22 protein-coding genes are annotated in these 22,576 nt (G+C 63.4%); 8 read left to right on the forward strand and 14 right to left on the reverse strand.

What is annotated here, in order from left to right:
• Nucleotides 1-21 precede the first annotated feature (21 nt).
• From SO140_RS29850 to SO140_RS29870, 5 genes are all read left to right on the forward strand, one after another.
• Nucleotides 22-1,131 (forward strand): S-(hydroxymethyl)glutathione dehydrogenase/class III alcohol dehydrogenase, encoded by a 1,110-nt coding sequence (locus SO140_RS29850; protein WP_449383484.1) that lies wholly within the window; start codon nt 22-24, stop codon nt 1,129-1,131.
• Between the two features lie 33 nt (nt 1,132-1,164).
• The gene (gfa, locus tag SO140_RS29855; protein WP_449383483.1) at nt 1,165-1,728 is read left to right on the forward strand and encodes an S-(hydroxymethyl)glutathione synthase; all 564 of its coding nucleotides are present in this window, start codon (nt 1,165-1,167) and stop codon (nt 1,726-1,728) included.
• A 622-nt stretch (nt 1,729-2,350) separates the two neighbouring features.
• Entirely contained in the window at nt 2,351-2,803 is a 453-nt protein-coding gene (locus SO140_RS29860) for a (2Fe-2S)-binding protein (RefSeq protein ID WP_449383482.1), read from the forward strand.
• A 2-nt stretch (nt 2,804-2,805) separates the two neighbouring features.
• Nucleotides 2,806-5,121: a xanthine dehydrogenase family protein molybdopterin-binding subunit gene (locus SO140_RS29865; protein ID WP_474798256.1), complete on the forward strand. Its 2,316-nt coding sequence runs from the start codon at nt 2,806-2,808 to the stop codon at nt 5,119-5,121.
• Between the two features lie 55 nt (nt 5,122-5,176).
• Nucleotides 5,177-5,437: a hypothetical protein gene (locus SO140_RS29870; RefSeq protein WP_449383480.1), complete on the forward strand. Its 261-nt coding sequence runs from the start codon at nt 5,177-5,179 to the stop codon at nt 5,435-5,437.
• A 93-nt stretch (nt 5,438-5,530) separates the two neighbouring features.
• Here the strand turns inward: SO140_RS29870 and SO140_RS29875 are convergent, their stop codons facing one another.
• Together SO140_RS29875 and SO140_RS29880 are read right to left on the reverse strand one after the other, a co-directional pair.
• Nucleotides 5,531-7,258 (reverse strand): methanol/ethanol family PQQ-dependent dehydrogenase, encoded by a 1,728-nt coding sequence (locus SO140_RS29875; protein ID WP_474798254.1) that lies wholly within the window; start codon nt 7,256-7,258, stop codon nt 5,531-5,533.
• Nucleotides 7,259-7,372: 114 nt separating this feature from the next.
• Nucleotides 7,373-8,026 (reverse strand): QcrA and Rieske domain-containing protein, encoded by a 654-nt coding sequence (locus tag SO140_RS29880; RefSeq protein ID WP_449383478.1) that lies wholly within the window; start codon nt 8,024-8,026, stop codon nt 7,373-7,375.
• Between SO140_RS29880 and SO140_RS29885 the strand changes: the two genes are divergently transcribed.
• A complete protein-coding gene (locus tag SO140_RS29885; protein ID WP_449383477.1) occupies nt 8,018-8,179 on the forward strand; it encodes a hypothetical protein in 162 nt (53 codons plus the stop codon). The two genes, SO140_RS29880 and SO140_RS29885, sit on opposite strands and share 9 nt — an antisense overlap.
• A 112-nt stretch (nt 8,180-8,291) precedes the next feature.
• Here SO140_RS29885 and SO140_RS29890 read toward each other — a convergent pair whose 3' ends face one another.
• The 8 genes from SO140_RS29890 to SO140_RS29925 form a co-directional block, all read right to left on the reverse strand.
• Entirely contained in the window at nt 8,292-8,687 is a 396-nt protein-coding gene (locus SO140_RS29890) for a group III truncated hemoglobin (RefSeq protein WP_449383488.1), read from the reverse strand.
• Between the two features lie 151 nt (nt 8,688-8,838).
• Nucleotides 8,839-10,293, reverse strand: coding sequence for a cytochrome c oxidase accessory protein CcoG (ccoG, locus tag SO140_RS29895; RefSeq protein ID WP_449383476.1), 1,455 nt, complete (start codon nt 10,291-10,293; stop codon nt 8,839-8,841).
• Nucleotides 10,294-10,479: 186 nt separating this feature from the next.
• Nucleotides 10,480-11,331, reverse strand: coding sequence for a 3-hydroxybutyryl-CoA dehydrogenase (locus SO140_RS29900; protein ID WP_449383475.1), 852 nt, complete (start codon nt 11,329-11,331; stop codon nt 10,480-10,482).
• A gap of 267 nt (nt 11,332-11,598) precedes the next feature.
• Nucleotides 11,599-12,369: an amino acid ABC transporter ATP-binding protein gene (locus SO140_RS29905; RefSeq protein WP_449383474.1), complete on the reverse strand. Its 771-nt coding sequence runs from the start codon at nt 12,367-12,369 to the stop codon at nt 11,599-11,601.
• An 18-nt stretch (nt 12,370-12,387) separates the two neighbouring features.
• A complete protein-coding gene (locus SO140_RS29910) occupies nt 12,388-13,083 on the reverse strand; it encodes an amino acid ABC transporter permease (RefSeq protein ID WP_449383473.1) in 696 nt (231 codons plus the stop codon).
• Nucleotides 13,080-13,874 carry an amino acid ABC transporter permease gene (locus SO140_RS29915; RefSeq protein ID WP_449383472.1) on the reverse strand — a complete coding sequence of 265 codons (795 nt, stop codon included), beginning with the start codon at nt 13,872-13,874 and terminating at the stop codon, nt 13,080-13,082. Before SO140_RS29915 ends, SO140_RS29910 begins: the two co-directional genes overlap by 4 nt.
• Nucleotides 13,875-13,938: 64 nt before the next feature.
• Nucleotides 13,939-14,841, reverse strand: a complete 903-nt coding sequence (locus SO140_RS29920) for an amino acid ABC transporter substrate-binding protein (RefSeq protein WP_449383471.1) — start codon at nt 14,839-14,841, stop codon at nt 13,939-13,941.
• Nucleotides 14,842-14,882: 41 nt separating this feature from the next.
• A complete protein-coding gene (locus tag SO140_RS29925) occupies nt 14,883-16,040 on the reverse strand; it encodes an aminotransferase class V-fold PLP-dependent enzyme (protein ID WP_474798249.1) in 1,158 nt (385 codons plus the stop codon).
• Nucleotides 16,041-16,218: 178 nt separating this feature from the next.
• Between SO140_RS29925 and SO140_RS29930 the strand changes: the two genes are divergently transcribed.
• On the forward strand, nt 16,219-16,998 hold the full coding sequence (locus SO140_RS29930; RefSeq protein ID WP_474798289.1) for an IclR family transcriptional regulator: 780 nt from the start codon (nt 16,219-16,221) through the stop codon (nt 16,996-16,998).
• A 71-nt stretch (nt 16,999-17,069) separates the two neighbouring features.
• Here the strand turns inward: SO140_RS29930 and SO140_RS29935 are convergent, their stop codons facing one another.
• The gene (locus SO140_RS29935; RefSeq protein WP_474798247.1) at nt 17,070-17,489 is read right to left on the reverse strand and encodes a nuclear transport factor 2 family protein; all 420 of its coding nucleotides are present in this window, start codon (nt 17,487-17,489) and stop codon (nt 17,070-17,072) included.
• A gap of 131 nt (nt 17,490-17,620) precedes the next feature.
• Between SO140_RS29935 and SO140_RS29940 the strand changes: the two genes are divergently transcribed.
• Nucleotides 17,621-18,190 carry a bifunctional transcriptional activator/DNA repair enzyme AdaA gene (locus SO140_RS29940; RefSeq protein ID WP_449383468.1) on the forward strand — a complete coding sequence of 190 codons (570 nt, stop codon included), beginning with the start codon at nt 17,621-17,623 and terminating at the stop codon, nt 18,188-18,190.
• A gap of 102 nt (nt 18,191-18,292) precedes the next feature.
• On the opposite strand, the gene SO140_RS29945 is transcribed toward SO140_RS29940, so the two are convergent.
• From SO140_RS29945 to SO140_RS29955, 3 genes are read right to left on the reverse strand one after another with little or no spacing between them, the layout of a single operon-like run.
• Nucleotides 18,293-19,219: an FAD binding domain-containing protein gene (locus SO140_RS29945; protein ID WP_474798245.1), complete on the reverse strand. Its 927-nt coding sequence runs from the start codon at nt 19,217-19,219 to the stop codon at nt 18,293-18,295.
• Complete coding sequence (locus SO140_RS29950) at nt 19,216-21,897, reverse strand: molybdopterin-dependent oxidoreductase (RefSeq protein WP_474798243.1); 2,682 nt, start codon at nt 21,895-21,897, stop codon at nt 19,216-19,218. The genes SO140_RS29945 and SO140_RS29950 overlap by 4 nt, the downstream gene beginning before the upstream one ends.
• Nucleotides 21,894-22,556 carry a TetR/AcrR family transcriptional regulator gene (locus SO140_RS29955; protein ID WP_449383465.1) on the reverse strand — a complete coding sequence of 221 codons (663 nt, stop codon included), beginning with the start codon at nt 22,554-22,556 and terminating at the stop codon, nt 21,894-21,896. Before SO140_RS29955 ends, SO140_RS29950 begins: the two co-directional genes overlap by 4 nt.
• Between the last annotated feature and the right edge of the window lie 20 nt (nt 22,557-22,576).

Raw genomic sequence — 22,576 nt, forward strand, 5'->3', positions numbered from 1 at the left:
AGAGAATTTGAGGAGCTTACGATGAAGACACGTGCCGCGGTCGCTTTCGAAGCGAAAAAACCGCTTGAAATCGTCGAGGTCGACCTGGAGGGACCGAAGGCCGGCGAAGTTCTGGTCGAGATCAAGGCGACCGGAATCTGCCACACCGACGCCTACACGCTCGACGGTTTTGACAGCGAAGGAATCTTTCCCTCGATCTTGGGCCACGAGGGCGCCGGCATCATCCGCGAGATCGGCGCAGGCGTGACCTCGGTGAAGCCTGGCGATCACGTCATCCCGCTCTACACGCCGGAATGCCGGCAGTGCAAAAGCTGCCTGAGCGGAAAGACCAACCTCTGCACCGCGATCCGCGCGACGCAAGGCAAGGGCGTGATGCCCGACGGCACCAGCCGCTTCTCCTACAAAGGCAAGCCGATCTACCACTATATGGGCTGCTCGACCTTCTCGAACTTCACGGTGCTGCCGGAGATCGCAGTCGCCAAGATCCGTGAGGATGCCCCCTTCGACAAGAGCTGCTACATCGGCTGCGGCGTCACGACCGGTGTCGGCGCCGTCGTCAACACCGCCAAGGTCACACCGGGTTCCAACGTCGTGGTGTTCGGCCTCGGCGGCATCGGCCTCAACGTCATCCAGGGCGCCAAGATGGCCGGCGCCGACAAGATCATCGGCGTCGACATCAACGACTCCAAGGAGGATTGGGGCCGCAAGTTCGGCATGACGCACTTCGTCAACCCCAAGAAGGTGACCGGCGACATCGTCCAGCACCTGGTGACGCTGACCGATGGCGGCGCCGACTACACCTTCGACTGTACCGGCAACACCACGGTGATGCGCCAAGCCCTGGAATGCTGTCATCGCGGGTGGGGAACATCGATCATCATCGGCGTTGCGGAAGCCGGCAAGGAGATCGCCACCCGCCCGTTCCAACTCGTCACCGGGCGGAACTGGAGAGGCACCGCGTTCGGCGGCGCGCGGGGCCGCACCGACGTGCCCAAGATCGTCGACTGGTACATGAACGGAAAGATTCAGATCGATCCCATGATCACCCACGTGCTGAAGCTCGAAGACATCAACAAGGGCTTCGACCTGATGCACGAGGGCAAATCGATCCGCTCGGTCGTCGTCTACTAAACCAGAACCATCACCCACAAGGAGGATCGTCCCATGACTGTTGCTCTCCATCCCTCGATCGACAATGGCCTCAAACAGGGCAGCGGCAGCTTTGCCGGTGGCACGCTGGTCTGCAAATGCAAGGACCACCCGGTCAAGGTCGGCATCAAGGGCGACGTGGCCCACAACCACGCCTGCGGCTGCACGAAGTGCTGGAAGCCGCAGGGTGCGACGTTCTCCGTCGTCGCCGTGGTGCCGCGCCAGAACGTCACCGTGCTCGAGAACGGCGACAAGCTGGAGATCGTCGATCCGTCGGCGGTGATCCAGCGCCACGCCTGCAAGGCCTGCGGCACGCACATGTACGGCCGCATCGAGAACAAGGGCCACCCGTTCTACGGCCTCGACTTCATCCATCCCGAGCTGTTCCAGGAGCAGGGCTCGCAGGCGCCGCAATTTGCTGCCTTCGTCTCCTCGGTGATCGAATCGGGCGTGAAGCCGGAGCAGATGGCCGACATCCGTTCACGGCTGAAGGAAATCGGGCTTGAGCCCTATGACTGCCTGTCACCGGCGCTGATGGACGCGATCGCGACCCATGTCGCGAAGGCCAAAGCTGCTTAGGTCCAAAGCTGCTTAGCGGCTGCCTGAGGCAACGCGTTCGTTCTTTCTACCTTTCGGCTCGCTGGTCCTGAACCCAGCGAGCCGGTCGGGTCCTTTCGGATCGGGCGCGAACCAGATGGCCGGCATTGCCGCCCATGTGCTCGTGAGGCGGTGGGTTCCCTCAGCATCGAGATTTGTACACTCCGCAGCGTCGCCAGCTCGCAAAGCTTGTGTCCCTGCGTTTTCCCTCCCTCGACTGAGGTCTCCTGCTTCGTCCGCGCTGTCCCGCCGGACGAAGCTTTTTTATGTCGGTCGCAATGATGCTCTGCCGCACCGCGCAAGGGGCAAGCGACGGATCGCGCCCACCTTTTGACAAATCGCAGATGCAATCTGGTCGCGAACACAAGCGGCTGTGATGTCCGCGGTGTCCGGTTTCTGCTAGCATCACGCCCGTCACGATGCCGCGCGAAAATCATCAAAAAAGAATCAACCGGGAGGTATCGAGCACATTCCAGACATCGCCCGTCGTCATCCCCTCCGCCCCGGGAGTTGCTTGGGCTTGCGGAAGCAGGGGATGCGGACGCCGCCACACCAATCAATCACGCCCATCGGATCATTGGCTTAAGAAGAGCGAGAAACGATCATGATCAAGATAAAAATCAACGGCCAGGAACAAAGCTGGGATGGCGACCCGGATCTTCCGCTGCTCTGGTTTCTCCGCGACGAAGTCGGGCTGACCGGCACCAAATTCGGCTGCGGCCAGGCGCTGTGCGGCGCCTGCACCGTCATCGTCGACAAGGAAGCGGTGCGCGCCTGCATCACTTCGGTCAACGACGTTGCGGGTCGCGAGGTCACGACCATCGAAGGCCTGCATCCGAACGGCGATCATCCCGTGCAGAAAGCGTGGCGCCAGGTCAATGTTCCCCAATGCGGCTTCTGCCAGGCCGGCCAGATCATGCAGGCCGCGGCCCTGCTGATGGACAATCCCAAGCCGTCACACGACCAGATCCGCGAGGCGATGGCGGGGAACATCTGCCGCTGCGGCTGCTACCAGCGCATCGAGAATGCCGTCCATCTCGCATCGACGGGGGTGTGACCATGAATTTCATCGACAACCCAAAGAAGCTTCGTGGCTTCGAGAAGCACGTCAGGATCGAGAAGGTTTCCCGCCGCAGCATCCTGAAGGGACTGGGCGTCACCGGCGGCTTCGTGCTCGCCGCGCCCGTGATGTCGCACCAGGCGTTCGCCTATGAGACCGGCGCCGGGAAGATGCCGCACGGCGTCGTGGTCGACCCGCGCGTGTTCGTCGCGGTCGCTCCCGACGGCATCGTCACCATCGTCGCGCACCGCTCGGAAATGGGCACCGGCGTGCGCACCAGCCTGCCGCTGATCGTCGCCGAAGAGATGGAAGCCGACTGGTCGAGGGTGAAGGTCCAGCAGGCCCATGGCGACGAGGTCAAGTTCGGCAACCAGGACACCGACGGCTCTCGCAGCACGCGACACTATCTGATCCCGATGCGCCAGATCGGCGCCTCTGCGCGCATCATGCTGGAGCAGGCCGCAGCCAAGCGCTGGGGCGTGCCGGCGACGGAAGTGAAAGCGGCCAATCACGAGGTCGTTCACAGCGCGAGCGGACGCAAGCTCGGCTTCGGCGAGCTCGCAGCCGACGCAGCCAAGGAATCCTTGCCGAGCGTCGACAGCCTCAAGCTGAAAGACCCCAAGGATTTCCGTTATCTCACCAAGGGCCAGATCGGCATCGTTGACCTCCACGACATCACCACGGGGAAGGCAGGCTACGGCGCCGACGTGCGGCTGCCCGGCATGAAATACGCCGTCATTGCGCGTCCGCCGGTGACCGGCGGCAAGCTGGTCTCCTTCGACCCGGCCGACGCGATGAAGGTCTCGGGCGTCGAGAAGGTGATGCAGGTGCGCGGCTGGCCGTGGCCGTCGAAATTCCAGCCCCTCGGCGGTGTGGCCGTGATCGCCCGCAATACGGGCGCTGCGATCAAGGGTCGCGATGCGCTGAAGCTCGTCTGGGATGACGGGCCGAACGGCAACTACGAGTCGGTCGCCTACCGCAAGGAGCTCGAGGAGGCCGCGCGCAAACCAGGCCTCGTCGTGCGCAACGAGGGCGATGCGGATGCCGCGCTCAAGAGCGCCGACAAGGTGATCGTCGGCGAGTACTACATCCCTCACCTCGCCCATGTCAGCATGGAGCCGCCGGTGGCTGTTGCCGACGTCAAGGGCGACAAGGCGGAGATCTGGGCGCCGGTGCAGAGCCCCGGCGGTACCCGCGAGGACGTCGCCAAGACGCTCGGCATCCCCGAGCAGAACGTGACCGTGAACGTAACGCTGCTCGGCGGCGGCTTTGGCCGCAAGTCGAAATGCGACTATGCGCTCGAGGCCGCCCTGCTCTCCAAGGAGCTCGGCGCGCCCGTGAAGGTGCAGTGGACGCGCGAGGATGATCTCCACAACGGCTTCCTGCACACCGTCTCGGTCGAGCGCATCGAGGCCGGCCTCGACAAGAGCGGCAAGGTGATCGCCTGGCGCCACCGCAGCGTTGCGCCCAGCATCGCCTCGACATTCGCGGCGGGCACCGTGCATCAGGCCTCGTTCGAACTCGGCATGGGCCTCGTCGACATGCCCTTCGAGATCGCCAACATCTCCTGCGAGAATCCGGAAGCGGCCGCCCATACCAGGATCGGCTGGTTCCGCTCGGTCTCCAATATCCCGCGCGCCTTCGCGGTGCAGTCGATGGTCGGCGAGATCGCGCAGGCCACCGGCCGCGATCAGAAGGACATGCTGCTCGAGATGATCGGCTCGCCCCGCATCGTCAAGCTCGCCTCGGTGAAGGACCTCTGGAACTATGGCGAGCCCTACGACAGCTATCCGATCGACACCGCGCGCCTGCGCAAGGTGGTCGAGCTGGTGGCCGAGAAGGGCGAATGGGGCCGCCAGGTGCCGAAGGGCCATGGCCTCGGCATCGCCGTGCACCGCAGCTTCGTCAGCTACATCGCGACGATCGTGGAAGCGGCCGTCGACGACAAGGGCAAGCTGACGATCCCGCGGGTCGACACCGCCATCGACTGCGGCACCTTCGTCAATCCCGAGCGCATCCAGTCGCAGATCGAGGGCGCCGCGATCATGGGCCTGAGCCTCGCCAAGTACGGCGAGATCACCTTCAGGGACGGCAAGGTCCAGCAGAAGAACTATGACGACTTCCCTGTGGTCCGGATGGACGAATCTCCGCTGGTGACCAACGTCCATATCGTGGCCCCGGGGCCCGACACGCCGCCGAGCGGCGTCGGCGAGCCCGGCGTTCCGCCATTCGCGCCGGCGCTGATCAACGCGATCTTCGCTGCAACCGGCAAGCGCATCCGCTCCCTGCCGATCGGCAAGCAATTGGAGGCGTGATGAGGGAACGTTAGGCGACAGTTCGCCGTTGCCATCGATCCGACAGGAGAGATCGATGGACATCACCTCACGGGCGCTCGCAGTCTTGGTGCTGTCGGGCGCCTTTCTTTTGACCGCACAGGCCCAAAGTCAGGCACAGGGCAACACGACGCCTCCGGCCACCGCGACGCGTCCCTCGACGCCGGACCAGACCTCGCTGCCGAGCAATGCTCCCCCCGCTTCGACCAACCAGACCACGGGGCAGTCCAGTCAGGACCCGAAGGTCAAGGAGATGAACGCGAAGGAGAAGGGCAAGGTCGAGCGCGAGGGCAAGTAAGCCCGCCTCACAGCTCAACAAGCAGAATGCGGCGGACGTTTCGTCCGCCGCATTCGTTGCCCCCCTGGCCGCGCTGCTCGGGGTCAGTCCGCCCTATTTCTTCAGCGCGAACACCCAGATCACGCCGCCCTGCGGCACGTTGGCCTCAATGCCGCTGTTGTTGGTCGCAAGCGCATCCTGGATGCGTTGCGCGTCGACGCCCCAGCCGGACTGGATCGCGACATATTGCGTGCCGTCGATCTCGTAGGAGATCGGCATGCCCATGATGCCGGAGTTGGTCTTCTGCTGCCATAGCAGCTCGCCGGTCTTGGCGTCGAAGGCGCGGAAGTAGCGGTCGTTGGTGCCACCAGCGAAGACGAGATCGCCCGCGGTCGCCGTCACCGAGCCGAACAGCTGCGACTTCGGGAAGTCGTGCTGCCACAGCTTCTTGCCGGTCGCGGGATCCCAGGCCTGGAGCTCGCCGAAATGATCCGCACCGGGCTTCGCCTTCAGGCCAATATCTTCCGGCTTGGTGCCGAGCCAGAGCTCGCCGGGCTTGAGCGCCACCTTCTCGCCAGTGAAGCCGCCGCAGAAGTTTTCATTGGCGGGAACGTAGACGAGGCCGGTCTTCTGGCTGTAGGCCGCCGAAGGCCAGTCCTTGCCGCCCCACAGCGACGGGCAGAACTCGACGCGTTTGCCGATCACCGGCTTATGCGCGGGATCGACGATCGGCCGGCCGCTCTCGGCATCGATGCCCTTCCAGACGTCGGTGGAGACGAACGGCCAGCCAGCGACGTAGTTGATCTTGGTCGGTGTGCGCTCGAGCACCCAGAAGATCGCATCACGTCCCGGATGGATCAGACTCTTGATCGAGCGGCCGTTGCGTTGCAGATCGACCAGCATCGGCGCGTCGACCTCGTCCCAGTCCCAGGAGTCATTCTGGTGATACTGGTGATAGGTCTTGATCTTGCCGTTGGCGGGATCGAGCGCGATCACCGACGAGGTGTAGAGATTATCGCCGGGATGGCTGTCGCCTGGCCATGGCGCGGCGTTGCCGACACCCCAATAGATCGTCTTCAAGTCCTTGTCGTAGGTGCCGGTCATCCAGGCCGAGCCGCCACCGGTCTTCCAGTCGTCGCCTTGCCAGGTGTCGTGACCGGGTTCGCCCTCACCTGGAATGGTGAAGGTGCGCCATAATTCCTTGCCGTCCTTGGCGTCGAATGCAGCGACGTAACCGCGCACGCCGAGCTCGCCGCCGGAGCCGCCGACGATGACCCTGCCGTCGACGACGAGCGGCATCAGGGTCATGTACTGGCCCTTCTTGTAGTCTTGCACCTTCGTATCCCAGACCACCTTGCCGGTCTTGGCGTCGAGCGCAACGACGTGGTCGTCGGTGGTGGCGAGATAAAGCTTGTCGTCCCACAGGCCGACGCCGCGGCTGGTCGGATGCAGCTGGAACAGGTCGTCAGGGAGCTGCCGCTTGTAGCGCCAGTATTCGTCGCCGGTCTTGGCGTTCAGCGCGATCACCTGCCCCATCGGAGTCGCCACGAACATCACGCCGTTATTGACGATCGGCGGCGCCTCATGGCCTTCGATCACGCCGGTGGCGAAAGTCCAGACCGGCGTGAGATCCTTGACGTTGCTGGTATTGATCTGGTCGAGCGGGCTATAGCCCTGCCCGTCATAAGTTCGGCGATACAGCATCCAGTTGCCGGGTTCCGGATTTTCCAGACGCTGCGACGTGACTGGCGTGTAACTCTCGATCGGACCGGCGCCCGCGGAGGTCGAGACGATGCAGGTGAAGGCGACGAAGCCGGACAACAACCATTGTTTTCTGGTCATGGACGTTTCCCCTTTTGAATTCTTGCTGCTTGAATTCTTGAAGTTTGTTTGTCTCCTCGCCCGCACGCCTGCGGGCGCGACCGCTTCTGGCGCGCGGGCGCGACCCGCGGCTGATCACCCTGGCTGCTGGCCACCTACCTTTCCGATGAAATTGCCGGCGACGCTGAGCGCGCCGTCAGTGAGTGCCAGCGGCAGCGCTGCAAGCCGTCGCGGCGCTGGCCCGAACACGACCTGCGCGCCCTGTCGCGGATCGTATTCGGAATTGTGGCACATGCACTTGAACACCTCCTTGTCGCCGACATCGCTCTTGACCCAGGCGGTGACGGGACAGCCGGCATGGGAGCAGATCGCCGAATAGGCGACGATGCCGTCCTGCGCACGCGCGCGCGTCTGATCGTCGAGCTCGGCGGGATCGAGCCGGATGATCAGGATCTCGTTGAGGCGCGAGGCGCTGCGCACCACCGATGTCTTGGGATCCTTCGGCCAGGCATGCCCCGGCGGGCCGCCAAGCGGCAGATCGGCGGGCGTGACGAGCTTGCCTTCGTGATCGCCTTCGGAGAACACCAGCACATCGCCCTTCTGCGGCCGCTCGTCTGCGCCCGGCGGATCTTCGCCCGCCGCGCCGCGCCCGGAGCCAGCAAGGCAAGCCGAGGTGGCAAGTGCACCGATCAACAGCGTTCGTCGCGTCTGCGCCGCACAGACGCAGGCTTCAGGTTCCTCAATGTTGGCGGAGGGTAGAGACGACGTGGTGTGCGTTGAATGCGTCATGCACGCCAGCAGGCGCTGGGACTCTGCCAAAAAGAAGGCGAAGAATTTGCGCCGCAGTGCATCATTCTCATGATGCTCGCTTTGATTGAATGCAAAAATGCGCATTCACAGGCGTTTTGCGATCGCAATGTCAAGATGCACGATCGGGCATGATCATTTTGCAGATCAGACCGAACATGTTGGAATTGGTGCGACGCGCCATCGCGTCGCGCGTTGCAGATTCAATTCAAGATGGCTGCACGTTTGTCAGGCAGGCATATCATTTTCAAGAGCGCAGCATGTGCCGCGGCGTGAACATGCGCCCGCTTTGCGTCGCTGCCGCCATTTCAAAGCTGTCGGCAATGCGCCGCGCCTTGTCGATGAACAAAGCCGCCGCGGCCGGTGGACAGACCTCACGCGCGGTCTGCTCGAACAGATCGAGCCAGCGATCGAAATGATCGCCGATCAGGCTGAGCGGAAGATGCGCTCGCATCGGCTGGCCGTGATAGCGCCCGGTGGTCAGCACTACCGACGACCAGAAATCGCGCAGCTTGGAAAGATGCTCGTCCCAATTCTTCACGATCGCGAACACCGGACCGAGCAACGCATCCTCGCGCACGCGGCCATAAAACCGCGCGACCAGTTCCCCGATCATCGCCTCGTTGATCCCGGTTCGCTCCATCACGTCCTGGGCAAGCAGGCTGCGCCGTTCCGCCGCCGCCTTGCGATCGATCGTCATCCGGTCAGGCATCTCGTTCTCGGCATCCATTCGCGTTGTTCCAAGTCCTCGTGTTCCAAGTCTTCTTATTCCAAGTCTTCTTATTCCATGCCCTTCAGCGAGCCACGAACTTGTCGGCGGTCGATAGCACCGACCCTCCGATCTCGTCGCTGGCGGTGAAAACCACATCGGCGTCCTTCGGATTCGCCGTGGTCAGGGTGACCCGCAGCGATTCCGAGCCATCCGCTTCGACGCTGATGGGAGTTCCATCGTCGTGACCAACGATGCTCAGGCTCGCATCTATGCCTTTTATCGTCAAAGTGTAGTGGTGGGCGACGCTTGCCTTGTTGAGAAGCTTGACGGTGTAGGCATTTCTGACCGAGCCATCGGACAGGGTCACAGCCAGGGGATCGCGGTCGTGCAGCACCGCTATGGCGCCCGTTGCCTTGGTCGCCAGCAATCCGGCGAGACCAGCCGCCAATCCGACGCTGACCACCGCGAGCGCGACGGTTTTCGGGCGCACCAGCCGTGAGGCACGGGCCTCGCCGCGATGACCCCGCTCGATGTTGCGCCAGCTTTCATAATCGATCAGGCCGCGGGGGCGATCGAGCCTTCTCATGACGCTGTCGCAGGCATCGACGCAGAGTCCGCAATTGATGCAGGCGAAATTCGGCCCCTCGCGAATGTCGATCCCGATCGGACAGACGTTGACGCACAGGCCGCAATCGACGCAATCGCCGGCGGCCTCGCCGCGCGCGCGAAGTTCCGTGGCCTTCTTGGCCGACATACGCTGCTCGCCCCGATAGTCGCGATAGTTGACCGTGAAGGCTTCCGGATCCCAGATCGCGCCCTGCAGCCGCGGCCAGGGACACATGAAGGTGCAGACCTGCTCGCGCGCGAAGCCCGCAAGGCCATAGGTCGTCCCGGTGAAGACGGCGATCCAGGTCAGAGCCGTCGCGGAGACGTCGCCGCCCGTAAATGCGCGAACGAGGTCGGGCGCATCCGTGAAATAGAAGATCAGCGTGCCGCCAGTCATCAGCGAGATCAGCAGCCAGGTGCTGTGCTTGATGCCGATTTGGAGCGCCCGCGCGACGGTCAGCGGAGCGTTCATGTTCTTCAGCCGCTCGCGCCTGTCGCCTTCAACGAGGCGTTCGACCAGGAGGAACAGATCGGTCCAAACCGTTTGCGGACAGGCGAAACCGCACCACACCCGCCCCGCAAGCGCATTCGCTAGGATCAGGATGACCGATGCGAGGATCAGCAGTCCGGTGACGAGGTAGAGGTCCTGAGGCCATATCTCGATGAAGAAGGCATAGAGACGGCCATGCGCGAAGTCGAGCAGCACGGCCTGGTCGGGCGCATTCGGCCCGCGGTCCCAGCGCAGGAACGGAGTGATGTAGTAGATCGAGAGCGTCAGGAGGAGGATGGCCCACTTGATCCGCCGTATGCGTCCTGAAACGGCTTGCGGCACCACGCGCGATGTTGCCATTGCGGCTCTCTTGCGCGCGTCCACCCTGGCCGCACCCGCCTTGGCGCGCGTGCGGGAGTGATCGATTTCAATGACAGTCATCGCAGTCCGCAGTCCCGATTTCGCTGGAGCAAGGCGACGGTAAGCGGATAGCGGCACGCCCTCTTTGTTGGAGCACAAACTTCGGAACGAAAGTGCAGATTTCGACGATGAACTGGCGGCCGTTCGAGCCGGCCGCCAGTTACGGAAATGAGTTGGCCGCCTCGGCGATCGCGGCCTCAAGCTCTATCAGGCGTTATAGGTATAGAAGCCTTGGCCGGTCTTGCGGCCGAGATGGCCGGCATCGACCATTTCCTTGAGCAAGGGCGCCGGACGGTATTTCGGGTCGTTGAAACCTTTGTAGAAGACCTCCATCACCGACAGCATGGTGTCGAGCCCGACGAGATCGGCGAGCGCGAGCGGCCCGATCGGGTGGTTGCAGCCAAGCTTCATGCCGGCGTCGATTTCCTCGGCCGTCGCGATCCCCTCCTGAAGCGCGAAGATCGCCTCGTTGATCATCGGGCAGAGGATGCGGTTGACGGCGAAGCCCGGGCTGTTCTTGGCTGTGATCGCGACCTTGCCGACACGCTGGGCGAAATCGAGTGCCTTGGCGTGGGTGTCGTCGGAGGTCTGCAAGCCGCGGATCAGCTCCAGAAGCTGCATCACCGGCACCGGATTGAAGAAATGCATGCCGATGAAGCGATCGGGACGATCAGTCGCGGCGGCGAGCTTGGTGATCGAGATCGACGAGGTGTTGGTGGCGATCAGCGTGCGCGGCGACAGGCTCACGCAGAGGTCTTTGAGAATCTTGACCTTGAGCTCCTCGTTCTCGGTCGCGGCCTCGATGACGAGGTCGCAGTCCGCGAACTTGGCACGGTCGGTGGTGCCGGTGATGCGCTTGAGCGTCGCCTCGCGATCGGCCGCCGAAATCTTCTCCTTCTTGACCAGTCGCTCGAGGCTGCCGCCGACGGTCGCAATCCCGCGACCCACCGCCGCGTCGGAGATATCGACCATCACGACCGAAAGCCCGGCCGCGGCACAGACCTGGGCGATGCCGTTCCCCATGGTGCCAGCCCCGATGATACCAACGGTTTGGATCATTGCTTCAAATCCTTCTCATCTGTCGGGCGCGCCAACCGGCCCCTTCTGCCTGAACCAGGGTCGCGCGCGCCGCAAGCCGGGCCGCGACCTAATTCTGATAGGCCCTTCCTTAAAGCATCCATGGCGGGAATAAAGCCGCCTCTTGCATTGCGTGAGGCGCAATTTGACGCTTCCGCAGGCCTGTTTGGCCCGGTATGTGCGCTGGTCAGCCGGCGCGCGGAGGGCACCGGAAAGACCCGGCGCGGGCGCCCCCCGCTCACATCCCCTCTAGTGGATGATCTGGTTGAGAAAGTCCTTCGCGCGCTTCGTGCGAGGCGAGCGGAAGAAACTCGCCGGCTCCCCCTCCTCGACGATGCTGCCCTGGTCCATGAACACGACGCGGTCGGCGACCTCGCGGGCAAAGCCCATTTCATGGGTCACGCACACCATGGTCATGCCTTCGCCTGCGAGCTGCACCATCGTGTCCAGCACCTCCTTCACCATCTCCGGATCGAGCGCGGAGGTCGGCTCGTCGAACAGCATGATCTTCGGCTGCATGCACAGCGCGCGGGCGATAGCGACGCGCTGCTGCTGACCGCCCGAGAGCTGTGCGGGATATTTGTCCGCCTGACCGTGAATGCGGACCTTCCTGAGCAGCCTCATCGCACGCTCGTGCGCCTCAGGGCGCGAGAGCCCTCGCACCTTGATCGGCGCCAGCATGCAGTTCTCGACGACCGAGAGGTGCGGGAACAGGTTAAAACTCTGGAACACCATGCCGACCTCGCAGCGAACGCTGTTGATGTCGGCCATGCGGTCCATCAGCTCCACGCCGTCGACCACGATCCGGCCGCCGTCGTGCCTCTCGATGTGGTTGATGCAGCGGATCAGGGTCGACTTGCCGGAGCCGGAGGGGCCGCATAGAACGATCTTCTCGCCCTTGGCGACGGTCAGGTTGACATCATTCAGCGCGGTGAAGCGGCCGAACCGCTTCACCAGTTTCTCCACGACGACGATCGCGGAAGAATGATCGCTCGGGCTCACAGCGCCTTGCTGTTGCATCTTCATCTCCTCTCTGTTTTAGCGGTGTGCTCCGCCAAGAGCATATCGCCGCCTGAGCGATGCGACGCACTGCGACGCCGCCGAACTGATGGCGAGGTAGGCCACCGCGACCACGAGATACATCTCGACGAGCCGGCCGTTGAGCTGCGCGAGCTTCGAGGCCGCGCCGAGGAGATCGGTCAGCGAGAGCACGTAAACGAGCGAAGTGTCCTGGAACAGGATGATGGTCTGGCTCAGGATGATCGGGCTCGCGACACGGATCACCTGCGGCAGGATCACGGATCGGTAGGTATCGAAGGTGGACAGCGCGAGCGCCTGGCAGGCTTCGAACTGCCCCCTGTTCACCGCGCGCAATCCGACACGGATGATCTCCGAATAATAGGCCGCCTCGAACAGTCCAAAAGTGATGAAGGCCGTCCAGGTCGCGCCGATCGGAATCGGGCGGCCATTGCCGTAGAGGTGCCCGAGCACGATCGGCACCAGGAAGAAGAACCAGAACAACACGAGGATCAGCGGGACCGAGCGGATCAATGCGATGTAGGCGCGCACGATCTGGCTGACGACGGGTACCTCGAGGTGCTGCGCAAGGGCAAAGCAGGTCCCCAGCATCATGCCGATGACGAAGGCTGCTGCGGTCAGCGCGAGGGAGAACAGCAGTCCCGACCAGAGATAAGGCCAGGCCTGAAGGAGGATCGAGAAATCGAGACTGTTCATTTCACGACCTCCAATCCGCGGGGCAAGGCGGCGCCCGGCTCCACGTCGTCCGCCAGGGCCGGCTCGATCGGGTCCTTCGTCGGGGTGGAGCCCGGAATGCGCACGGCCTTGTCGATGAGCATCATCGATTGATAGGCGACGAGCGCCAGCACGAGATAGATCAGCGTTGCGGCACCGAAGGCAGTGAAGGTCTGGAAGGTCGCTTCGCTGATCTGCCGCGCCTGCGCAGTCAACTCCATCAGGCCGATCGTGAGCGCCACGGACGTATTCTTGTAGATGCCCATGACCTCGCTGGTCAGGCTCGGCACGATCAGTCGCAGCGCCTGCGGGACGATGACGTGGCGATAGGTCAGATATCCGCCAAGACCGAGTGCGCTCGCCGCCTCGGTCTGGCCCTTCGGCAAGGCCTCGATGCCCGCGCGCACCTGCTCGGCAATGCGTGCCGCGGTGTAGAGTCCGAGGCACGCCAGCGCCGGGAAGAACGATCCCCAGGGCGGCGGGATCTGCTTGATGGCGTCGCCGAGCCGGCTCGGAAGAATCTCCGGCAACACGAAGTACCAGAGGAACATCTGCACCAGGACGGGAATGTTCCGGAATATCTCGACATAGAGCCGCGCGAGTGCCGTAACAAAGCGGTTCTGCACGGTACGGCCGATCCCGACGACAACGCCGACGGCGAAGGCGATCCACCAGCCGAAGAAGGCCAGCGCCAGCGTCCAGCCGAGGCCTGCGAGAAGCCAGTCGATATAGCGCTGGCCATCCGCCGTCTGTTCAAAAAGCACTCCGAACATCGCAAACCTCAGAGTTATCGGTGCGAGCGAAGGCGACCTTGATCGAGTCCCGCAGCGTTTCCGGTCAGTCGACCGCGTCGCTGGGATTCGCAATCCGCTCCATCAGCGTATCGGTGAGCGGAAACGCGAGATTCTCACCCTTGGGCGGGATCGGCCTGGTGAACCATTTCGTGTAGGTCTTCTCGAACTGTCCCGACGCCATCTGTTTTGACAGAACATCGTCGACGAGTGCCTTGAAGCCGGCATCGCCCTTCGTGAACATCAGCCCGTAATAGATCCTCGCATAACCTTCGGGAAGGAAGATCAGCGCATCCGGTTTCGGTGCTGCAGCCTTGAGGCCCGCGAGAAGGATGTCGTCTTCCATGAAGGCTGCGGCACGCCCCGTATTCAACATCAAGAATGATTCCGCGTGATCCTTGGCCTGGACGATGTTGAGGCCGAGCTGCTCCTTGGCGTTCACGCCTTGCGCGAAGCCGATCGCGTTTGAGCCTTGCGTGACGACAATCGTCTTGCCCTTGAGATCGCCGGCGGCCTTCAGGCCGCTGTCGGCCTTGACCAGCCAGCGCGGCTGGCTGACGAAGGTCGTCACCGAGAATGACACCTGCTCCTGCCGCTTCTTGTCGTTGGCCGTTCCGCCGCATTCGATATCGACGGTGCCGCTCTGAATCAGCGGGATGCGGTTGGACGAGTTCACCGGCGTATAGTTGACCATAAGATTGGGCAGATTGAGCTCCGTCTTGATGCGCTCGACGATGGCGGCGCAGAGATCGAGCGAGAAGCCGATCGGCTTTTGATCGGGACCGAGGTAAGAGAACGGGATCGACGCCTCGCGGTAGCCGATCGTGATCGCGCCGCCGGACTTGATCTTGGTCAGCGTCGGGCTGTCAGCCGCGACCGACGGCTCGACCATGGCAGTGACGATCACAAGGCCCGACAGAGCCCCCAGCATCCGTGCAAACTTCCTCATGTCCTGCACCCTCTCTCTGGATCTCTGGCCTACACCGCCTTCTAGGCCCTGGATGATGTCTTGACGCCGCGCCCGCGGATGAGCTCGATCAGGCGGTCGACGTCCGCTGATGTGTTGAACATGCCGAACGACACCCGAATGCCGTCCCGTTCCGGCGAAACGCGCACGCCATTGTCTTCGAAGTAACCGAGCCACTCGGCCGCAGGCAGTGCGACGACGTAGATATGCGGCGCGCGGTGTTTCCGGTCGCGTGGACCGACGAGGCGGATATCGAGCGCATCGAGCTCTGCGATGAGATGATCACCGAGTTCGAAGCAGTGGTTCTGGATGTTCTCGATGCCGATCTGCGTGATCAGGTCGAGCGAGGCGCCAAGCGCATGGATCGCAGGGAGATTGAAGTTGCCGAGCTCGAAGCGACGGGCGCTCGGAGCCGGCGTGAGCTTGTCCGGCCGCGCGATGAGGTCGGCCGGAATCTCCGCAAGGCTCGCAGCGGCGAGATAAGCGGGCTCGAGTTCGGCAAGCGTGCTGTCCCAATAAAGGAGCCCGAGCCCCTGGGGAACGAGCAGGCCTTTGTGACTGCCCGATCCGATGAAGCTCGCGCGGATGGCCCTTGCGTCGATTGGCACCACGCCGATCGCCTGCATCACATCGACGATGAAATGGAGGCTCTTCTCCGCGCACAGGGCACCGATACTTTCGATATCGAAGCGGTGGCCGGCGTGAAAGGTCACATGCGACATCGAGATCGCGCGGGTGTTTGCATCGACGTGGGGACGAAAGCTCGCGGCATCCACCACATCGGTCATCGGCACGAACCGCACCTCGACGCCCTGCCGTTGCAGGTTGAGGAAGGCGTATGCATTGTTCGGGTGATCGCCATGAACCATCAGGACATTGTCGCCCGCCCGCAGCCGCAGGGCGTTCGCGGCGATGTTCATGCTTTCCGAGGTGTTCTTGGTGAAGGCGATCTCGTCGGCGGACACGCCGAGGAATCGCGCGACCTTGGCGCGCGTCTGCTCGACGCGGTCGAGCCACACGCTCTTCGGGCCGGCCGTCTCGAGGCCTTCACGGAGAAAGAGGTCGATCGCCGCCTTCACGGGGCGCGCAAGCGGCGCCTGGAAGCCGGAATCGAGATAGGTCATCCGCTCGGCAGCCGGGAATTCCTTCCGCACGGCATCGACGTCGTAATGACCTGACATCCCACTCTCCTGTTCGGCGCGCCGCCCCTGGGACCCAGTTTGCATTGCACAAATCCTGTTCTACCGGCCGGCGACGCCAACGATATGAGCAACGAGGAAGAGCCGTCTAATATATTTTTCATATTTCAGTAGTTTTTATTCCGAAAAATGATAATTTATTATAATGGATGTGCGAATGATGGACCCAGCCAGAACCGACGGACCACTCGATCGCGCCTTTGCGATCGTCGGGCACGTCGCCGGTCAAACCAAAGCCGCGTCGGTCGCCGATATCGCGCAGGCGCTTGGCCTTCCGCTTCCGACTGCCCATCGGTTGATCGGAAATCTTGAGGAACGCGGCCTGCTTCAGAAGGCGCTCGGGACCAAGCGCTATGTCGTCGGCAATCAGCTCGTCACTCTGTCCGCCAAGGTCATCGGCGCAGCATTCCGCACCGCGCGCCGGCATGCCGTGCTGCGCGCGGTCGCCGGCGAAATCGGCGAGCAATGCGAGATCGGCGTCGTGCGCGACAACATGGTGGCCTATGTCGATAGCGTCCGCGTCTCGCAGCCACAGGGATTGCAATTCAATCCGGGCGAAGCGGCGCCGCTGCACTGCACGTCGACAGGCAAGATCTACATGAGCCGCTTGCCGGGGAAAGCGCGCGAGAAGCTGTGCCGCGCGCTCACGCTGACGAAATTTACGGACACGACGATCGCAGACTACGACGCCCTGATGAAGGTGCTCGAGGAGACCCGTCAGCGCGGCTGGGCCAAGACCAACGAGGAGTACGTCAAGGGCGTGGTTGGATGTGCCGTCCCCATCCTGTCGCCGGAGCGTGAGCTGATCGCGTGCCTGGGCGTCTCCGTCCCGGCAGCTCGCGTGAGCTTCGCCGAACTCGACCGTTTCATCGCCCCGCTTCAGAAGGCCGCCGAGCTCCTATCGGAAACGATCCTGCAGGACGACGATGACGGCGAATGAATGCGAACCCGGCTGCCCCGCTTCGCAAGCCGCTCCACCACATTCCGCACCAGGCCAACCTGCAGATCGAGTTAAAGCGGCTCGAAAATCATCTGCCAGCCCTTCCGGGTGTCCATGTATTCACGAACCAGCTTGAGGCGGTCGCCCGACAAGACGAAAATGAAACAATAGTCATTTTCGTACGGCTTGCCTCCAGGAAGAGTGGCTCGCATCCGCTCCTCGACGACCACAGTATCGCCGTCGGCATGAATGCCTCGAAACGAGATGTCGACGTTCGAGAACAGACTATGCATTTGCGAGGCAATGAAGTGCGCGATTTGGTTCGGCCCGATCATATGGTCGGTGTGCTTGAGTGCGACTGCCGTTGCGTTTCCGGCCGGTGCGATCCATTCGGCATCGGGAGTGAACAGCCCCGCGATCAGTTTGGCATCACGGCTTTTGAAGGTCTTCCAGGCGTTGATGACAACCTCTTTGGACTTCGTGCTGTTCATTTTGCTTCTCCAACTCTGTTCAGCGGATCTGGCATTGCTCTATAATAAGGGCGTACCGACGCCGCTGGCCGGAATCGGACCTGATCATCTCACGGCTGTTCTTCGGGCCGCACTCTGCGCTAAAGTGAGTCATGCTCAGTTTTGAGGTGTGCAACACTGCGCGCTTGCGGCGCGATCCGCGCTATGACGGCCATTTCTTCACGGCCGTGAAGACCACGCGAATCTACTGCCGCCCGGTTTGCCCAGTGAAGCAGCCGTTGACCCGTAACGTGGCTTATTATCCGACGGCGGCGGCGGCCGAAGCGGCGGGATACCGGCCTTGTCTGCGCTGCCGTCCGGAGACCGCGCCCTTTTGCGCCGCCTGGAATGGCACGCGCTCAACCGTCGTGCGCGCCTTGAAATTGATCGACGGTGGCGCGTTGGATGACGGTTCGGTTGCTGCACTGGCCAATCGGCTCGGGGTGAGCGCACGCCACCTTGCGCGCCTGTTCGAACGGCACGTCGGGGCCAGCCCGCAGCAAGTGGCGAAGACGAGGCGTGTACAACGCGCGAAACGCCTGATCGACGAGACGAATGAACCATTGGTCCAGATTGCCTATCGGGCCGGCTTCGGCAGCGTGCGTCGGTTCAACGCCACCTTTCTCGAACTCTATGGACGCTCACCATCCAGCATTCGCTACCGCCGCAAAGTATCCGCCTGAGACTCGCGTCTCGCGAGCCCTCATGAAAGACGCGGCATCTTGCCCAGGTTCATGACGTTCTTGGAATCGAGCACCGGCTTGATCGTGCGAGCACCGGCTGCCCTACTTCGCAATCCGCTCCACCACGTCCCGCACCAGGCCAACCAGCAGATCGAGCTTGTATCCGGTCATCGGCAGCGGCTTTGCGCCCGACGTCGCGAGCTCCGCGGCATGCGCGATGGTTTCCGCGTTTGCCGGCTTTCCCTCCAACGCCGCCTGGCACGCCGTCAGGCGCAGCGGCACCGGGGCGATGCCGCCGGCGGCGATGCGGACATGCTGGAAGATGCCGCCGGATACCACGGCGCGCGCGCAGACCTCGACCAGCGGCCATTCCGCAAAACTGCGGCTGATGGCGCGCTTGTAATAGGCACGCTCGGAGGCGAGCGGCGCGGGAAATGAGATGGCATCGATTCTTTCGCCGGGCTCGAGCGCATGGTCCACAGCGCTGTTGGTGCCGTCGCCGATGAGATCAGGCAGCGACAATCGGCTGCGCCGGTCTGTAGTGATCGTCGCATCATAGGCGAGCAGCGCCATGGCCATGGTCGACGGATGCGGGGCCACGCAAGGCCCGAGATCGAATGCGGCATGATAGAGATGATTGCCCGACCTCGCCGGGCAGTCGGAACCGCCCTTCTTGAAACAGTCGATCTGCGGATTGCGGAAATACCAGCAGCGCGAACGCTGAGCGAGGTTACCGCCGAGCGTCGCCAGATGCCGGATCTGCGGCGTGGCGAGACCTTGCGCGGCGGCGGCGATGCCGGGATAAGCACCCCGGATGCGTTCATCGGACGCGATCGCCGCGATCGTGGTGAATGCGCCGATGCGAGCCGAGCCATCCGCGGCCCAGTCGATCCCAATCATGCCTGATGTCATGGAGAGATCGACGATGGGCCCACGGGACACCCCGCTTCGGCGACGCTCGGACAGGTCCGTGCCGGCGGCGCGGAATTCGGGTGCGCCACCTGCTGATGTTCCTGACGAGGCGTTCATGCCGCAGTCCTCCCCTTCAAGGCGGCGACGATGCGGTCTGGCCGGATCGGAATTTCGGTGAGGCGTACGCCAATCGCATTGAAAATCGCGTTCGCGACCGCGGGCGACGTCGGCACGGTCGCCACCTCACCGATGCCGACGCTATTGCCCTGCACATGATCAAAGCCGGCCTCATCGAAATGCACGTCGATTTCGGGCGTATCGGCAATGCCGGGGATGCGATAATCCTCCATGCCGGCAGTCAGGACGTCGCCGCTGAGCGGATCGACCTCGCGCGCCTCGTAGAGCGCGTAGCCAAGCCCCTGGATCACCGCGCCGCAGGCCTGGCTGTGCGCGAGCTGGGGTGCCGCGATCTTCCCGACCGCCAGTCCGGTATGCACCTTGAGCACGCGCACGTGACCGAGCCAGGTGTCAACCTCGACCTCGATCACCTGCACCGAGCTCGGCACGCCGGCGCCGATAACGATGTTGGAATTGCGCCGCATCATCCAGCCGAACACGAGGCCGAGAAGCCCTAGGTCCTTCAGCGGTGAGCGGATGCCGGGCGCCGTGTTCTTCCCGTCCTCGCCACGCGTCTCCGAAATAGCGACGTCTCCCGATCGCGCGATCAGCTCGCGCCACGGCGCGTTCGAGCCCGGCGCGGGCTTGCGCGTGGCTTGCTCGAGGAGCGCGGCCTTCAACTTCTGGATCGCCATGAGCGTCGGCGGCAGCATCGAGGCGGTGACGCGGCTGCCACCGGAGCCGGGGCCTTCGGGGAGCGAGGAGTCGCCGATGCGCACCTCCACCTCATCAGCCTCGAGATCGAATTCGCGCGCGACGGTGTCGGCCAGAACGCTGCGGGTGCCGGTCCCGATATCCTGCGTCGCAGTCGATACGACGATGCGGCCGCCCTTGACCGCGACTTCGACCTTCACCTTGGGTTGCCAGAGATAGAACCAGTAGCCGGTCGCGACACCAACGCCGCGGCGATAGCGACCGCTTCCGGCCGAGGTCCGATTGCGCCAGATGTCGAGGCCCAAGGCCCAATCATAGAGCCTCTGCCGATTGGGATCAGGATCCCAGCGCTTGCGCAGAGCGATCGGATCAGCATTGAGTTTCAATGCCGCTTGGTCGATCGCCTGCTCCACCGCGAATGCCATCGGGGGACCGCCGGGCCCGCGGAACGCCGCACCCGGCGGCAGATTGCTGATGACATCAAAATCGGAGAGCTCCTTGGCCTCGGCCGGATACATCAGCCGCGCCAGTCCCGCGATCGTCGAGTTGATCGCCGCGCCCGTATCGGCATGCGCGATGACGGTGAGTGCTTTCAAGTCGCCCTGGTCGGAGGGCAGCAGCGCGACCTTCACCTCCGCGGCCGGCCGATAGCCGGCAACCGACAATTCTTCATGACGGTCATAAGCAACCCGCACCGGTGCATTGGCTGCGCGCGCGAGTTCGATTGCGGCAATCGTCTCGCCGCCCAGGCTCGCCTTCGAGCCAAAGCCGCCGCCGACATGGTCGGCGATCACGCGGACGCGCGCAGGATCGAGCTTGAAGCGCTTGACGATCTGCTCCTTGAGGTAAAACACCCACTGGGACGAGGCGTGCACCATCAATTGCTCGCCATCGAAACGAGCAACCGCAGCATGCGGCTCGAGACAGGCATGCTGCTGCGTGCCCGTACGAAATGTCCCCTCGACGAGAAGACGGTTGTTCGCCTGCCGTGCCTCGTCCACCCAGTTGCGCGCTCTCTTGGCACGCTTGGCAAACACCGACGTCGGCCCGCGAACGTTCCGCTTCCATGGTGCAGGTCCGCCGGCTGCTTCCGAGACGTTGCCGGCTTTCTTGCGGCTCGCCCGGTCGAACACCACGGGCGCATCGTTTTTCCGCGCCGCATCGAGCCCGATCACGGCGGGCAGCGGTTCGCTGGTCAGCTTGATGGCGGCGAGCGCCGCGAGGGCGGTCTTGCGGTCCTTCGCTGCAACCGCCGCGATGGGCTCGCCGACATAGCGCACGATGCGATCGTCGGACAACAGCGACACCGCAGTGACGCCGTCAAGCGCATGCGCGGGGGCCAGATCGAGCGCGGTGATGCGCGCATGGGCATCGCGGGAGCGCAGAATCACGCCCTCGAGCTGGCCGTCATGCCTGATATCTACGGTGTATCTTGCCGCGCCCGTCACCTTGTCGCGCGCCTCGATCCGTGGACTTGCGAAATGATCGCCGTCGAAGCGGCCGGCACAGGCATCCGCCACCGCGCGAAAGATCGCATCATAGGCACCGCAGCGGCAGAGATGGCCCGACAGCGCCGCGCCGATCTCCTCGCGCGAAGGCACGGCCGTCCCCTTCGCCGCTCGCCAGCGATCGCAGAACGCAGCCGCTTCCACAATGAAGCCCGGCGTGCAGAAGCCGCATTGCAAGGCATCATGCGCCATGAACGCCTTCTGTATCGGGTGCAGCTCCTGAGCGCCAATGCCTTCCACAGTGGTCACGGACTTTCCGGCGGCGGCACGCGCCGGCATCAGGCAGCTCGTGACCGGTACGCCGTCGACGAGCACCGTGCAGGCGCCGCAGACACCGCCACCGCAGACGAGCTTGGTGCCGGTGAGACCGAGCTGATCGCGCACGACGTCGATGAGCAGCGCATCGGGATCCTCAGGCAGTGGCTCGAGGCGGCCGTTGATGGTCATGGCGCTCATGGACGTGCTCCGGCTTTGCTGCGTGAGGATCGTTCTCTGGTCCCGGCCTTGCTCGCGGGCTGCTCCTGCGATTTCGGCACGGCGCCGGCGCAGAGCGTCCGCACCATCATCGCCATGTCTTTCAGGAAGGCCTCCGCCGGCTGCATCGCCGGATGCTGCGACTTAGATCCGTGCACGGCCATTTCGACGAGCCGCGCGAATTCGGCCGGCGACAGGCCCTGCGGCAGCGCCAGCTTCTGCTTGCGCGCAACGCGGGCGATGGTCGCGACCAGCCGCTCCGCATAGAGCGCTGCATATTTCTGATAGAGGTCACGCCCATGCACGAGGTGCTCGGAATACAGCTCCTCGATATGCGGTGAGCCCTCGAAAGATCCGATCATCGCCTGCATCCGTGCCGTCATGCCGGCGACGAGAATGTCTGCGAAGCCGCGGCCCGCCTTCTCCGCTCCGCCGATTGCCACCTCTTCGGCGGCAATGGCGGTCTCGTGGACGCGCTCGATGACTGCGCGGAACAGCGCTTCCTTGGACTCGAAATGATGATAGAGCGCCTGCCGCGTCAGGCCGGCGGCCTCGGCCACCTGCTCGATCGAGGAACGGCGAAAGCCGTGGCGGCGAAACACCAGCATGGTCGCGTCGAGAATGCGCGTTTTCGGTCCCATTTGTCGAAATTGACAAATTA

The organism is Bradyrhizobium sp. UFLA05-108, from assembly GCF_059803455.1.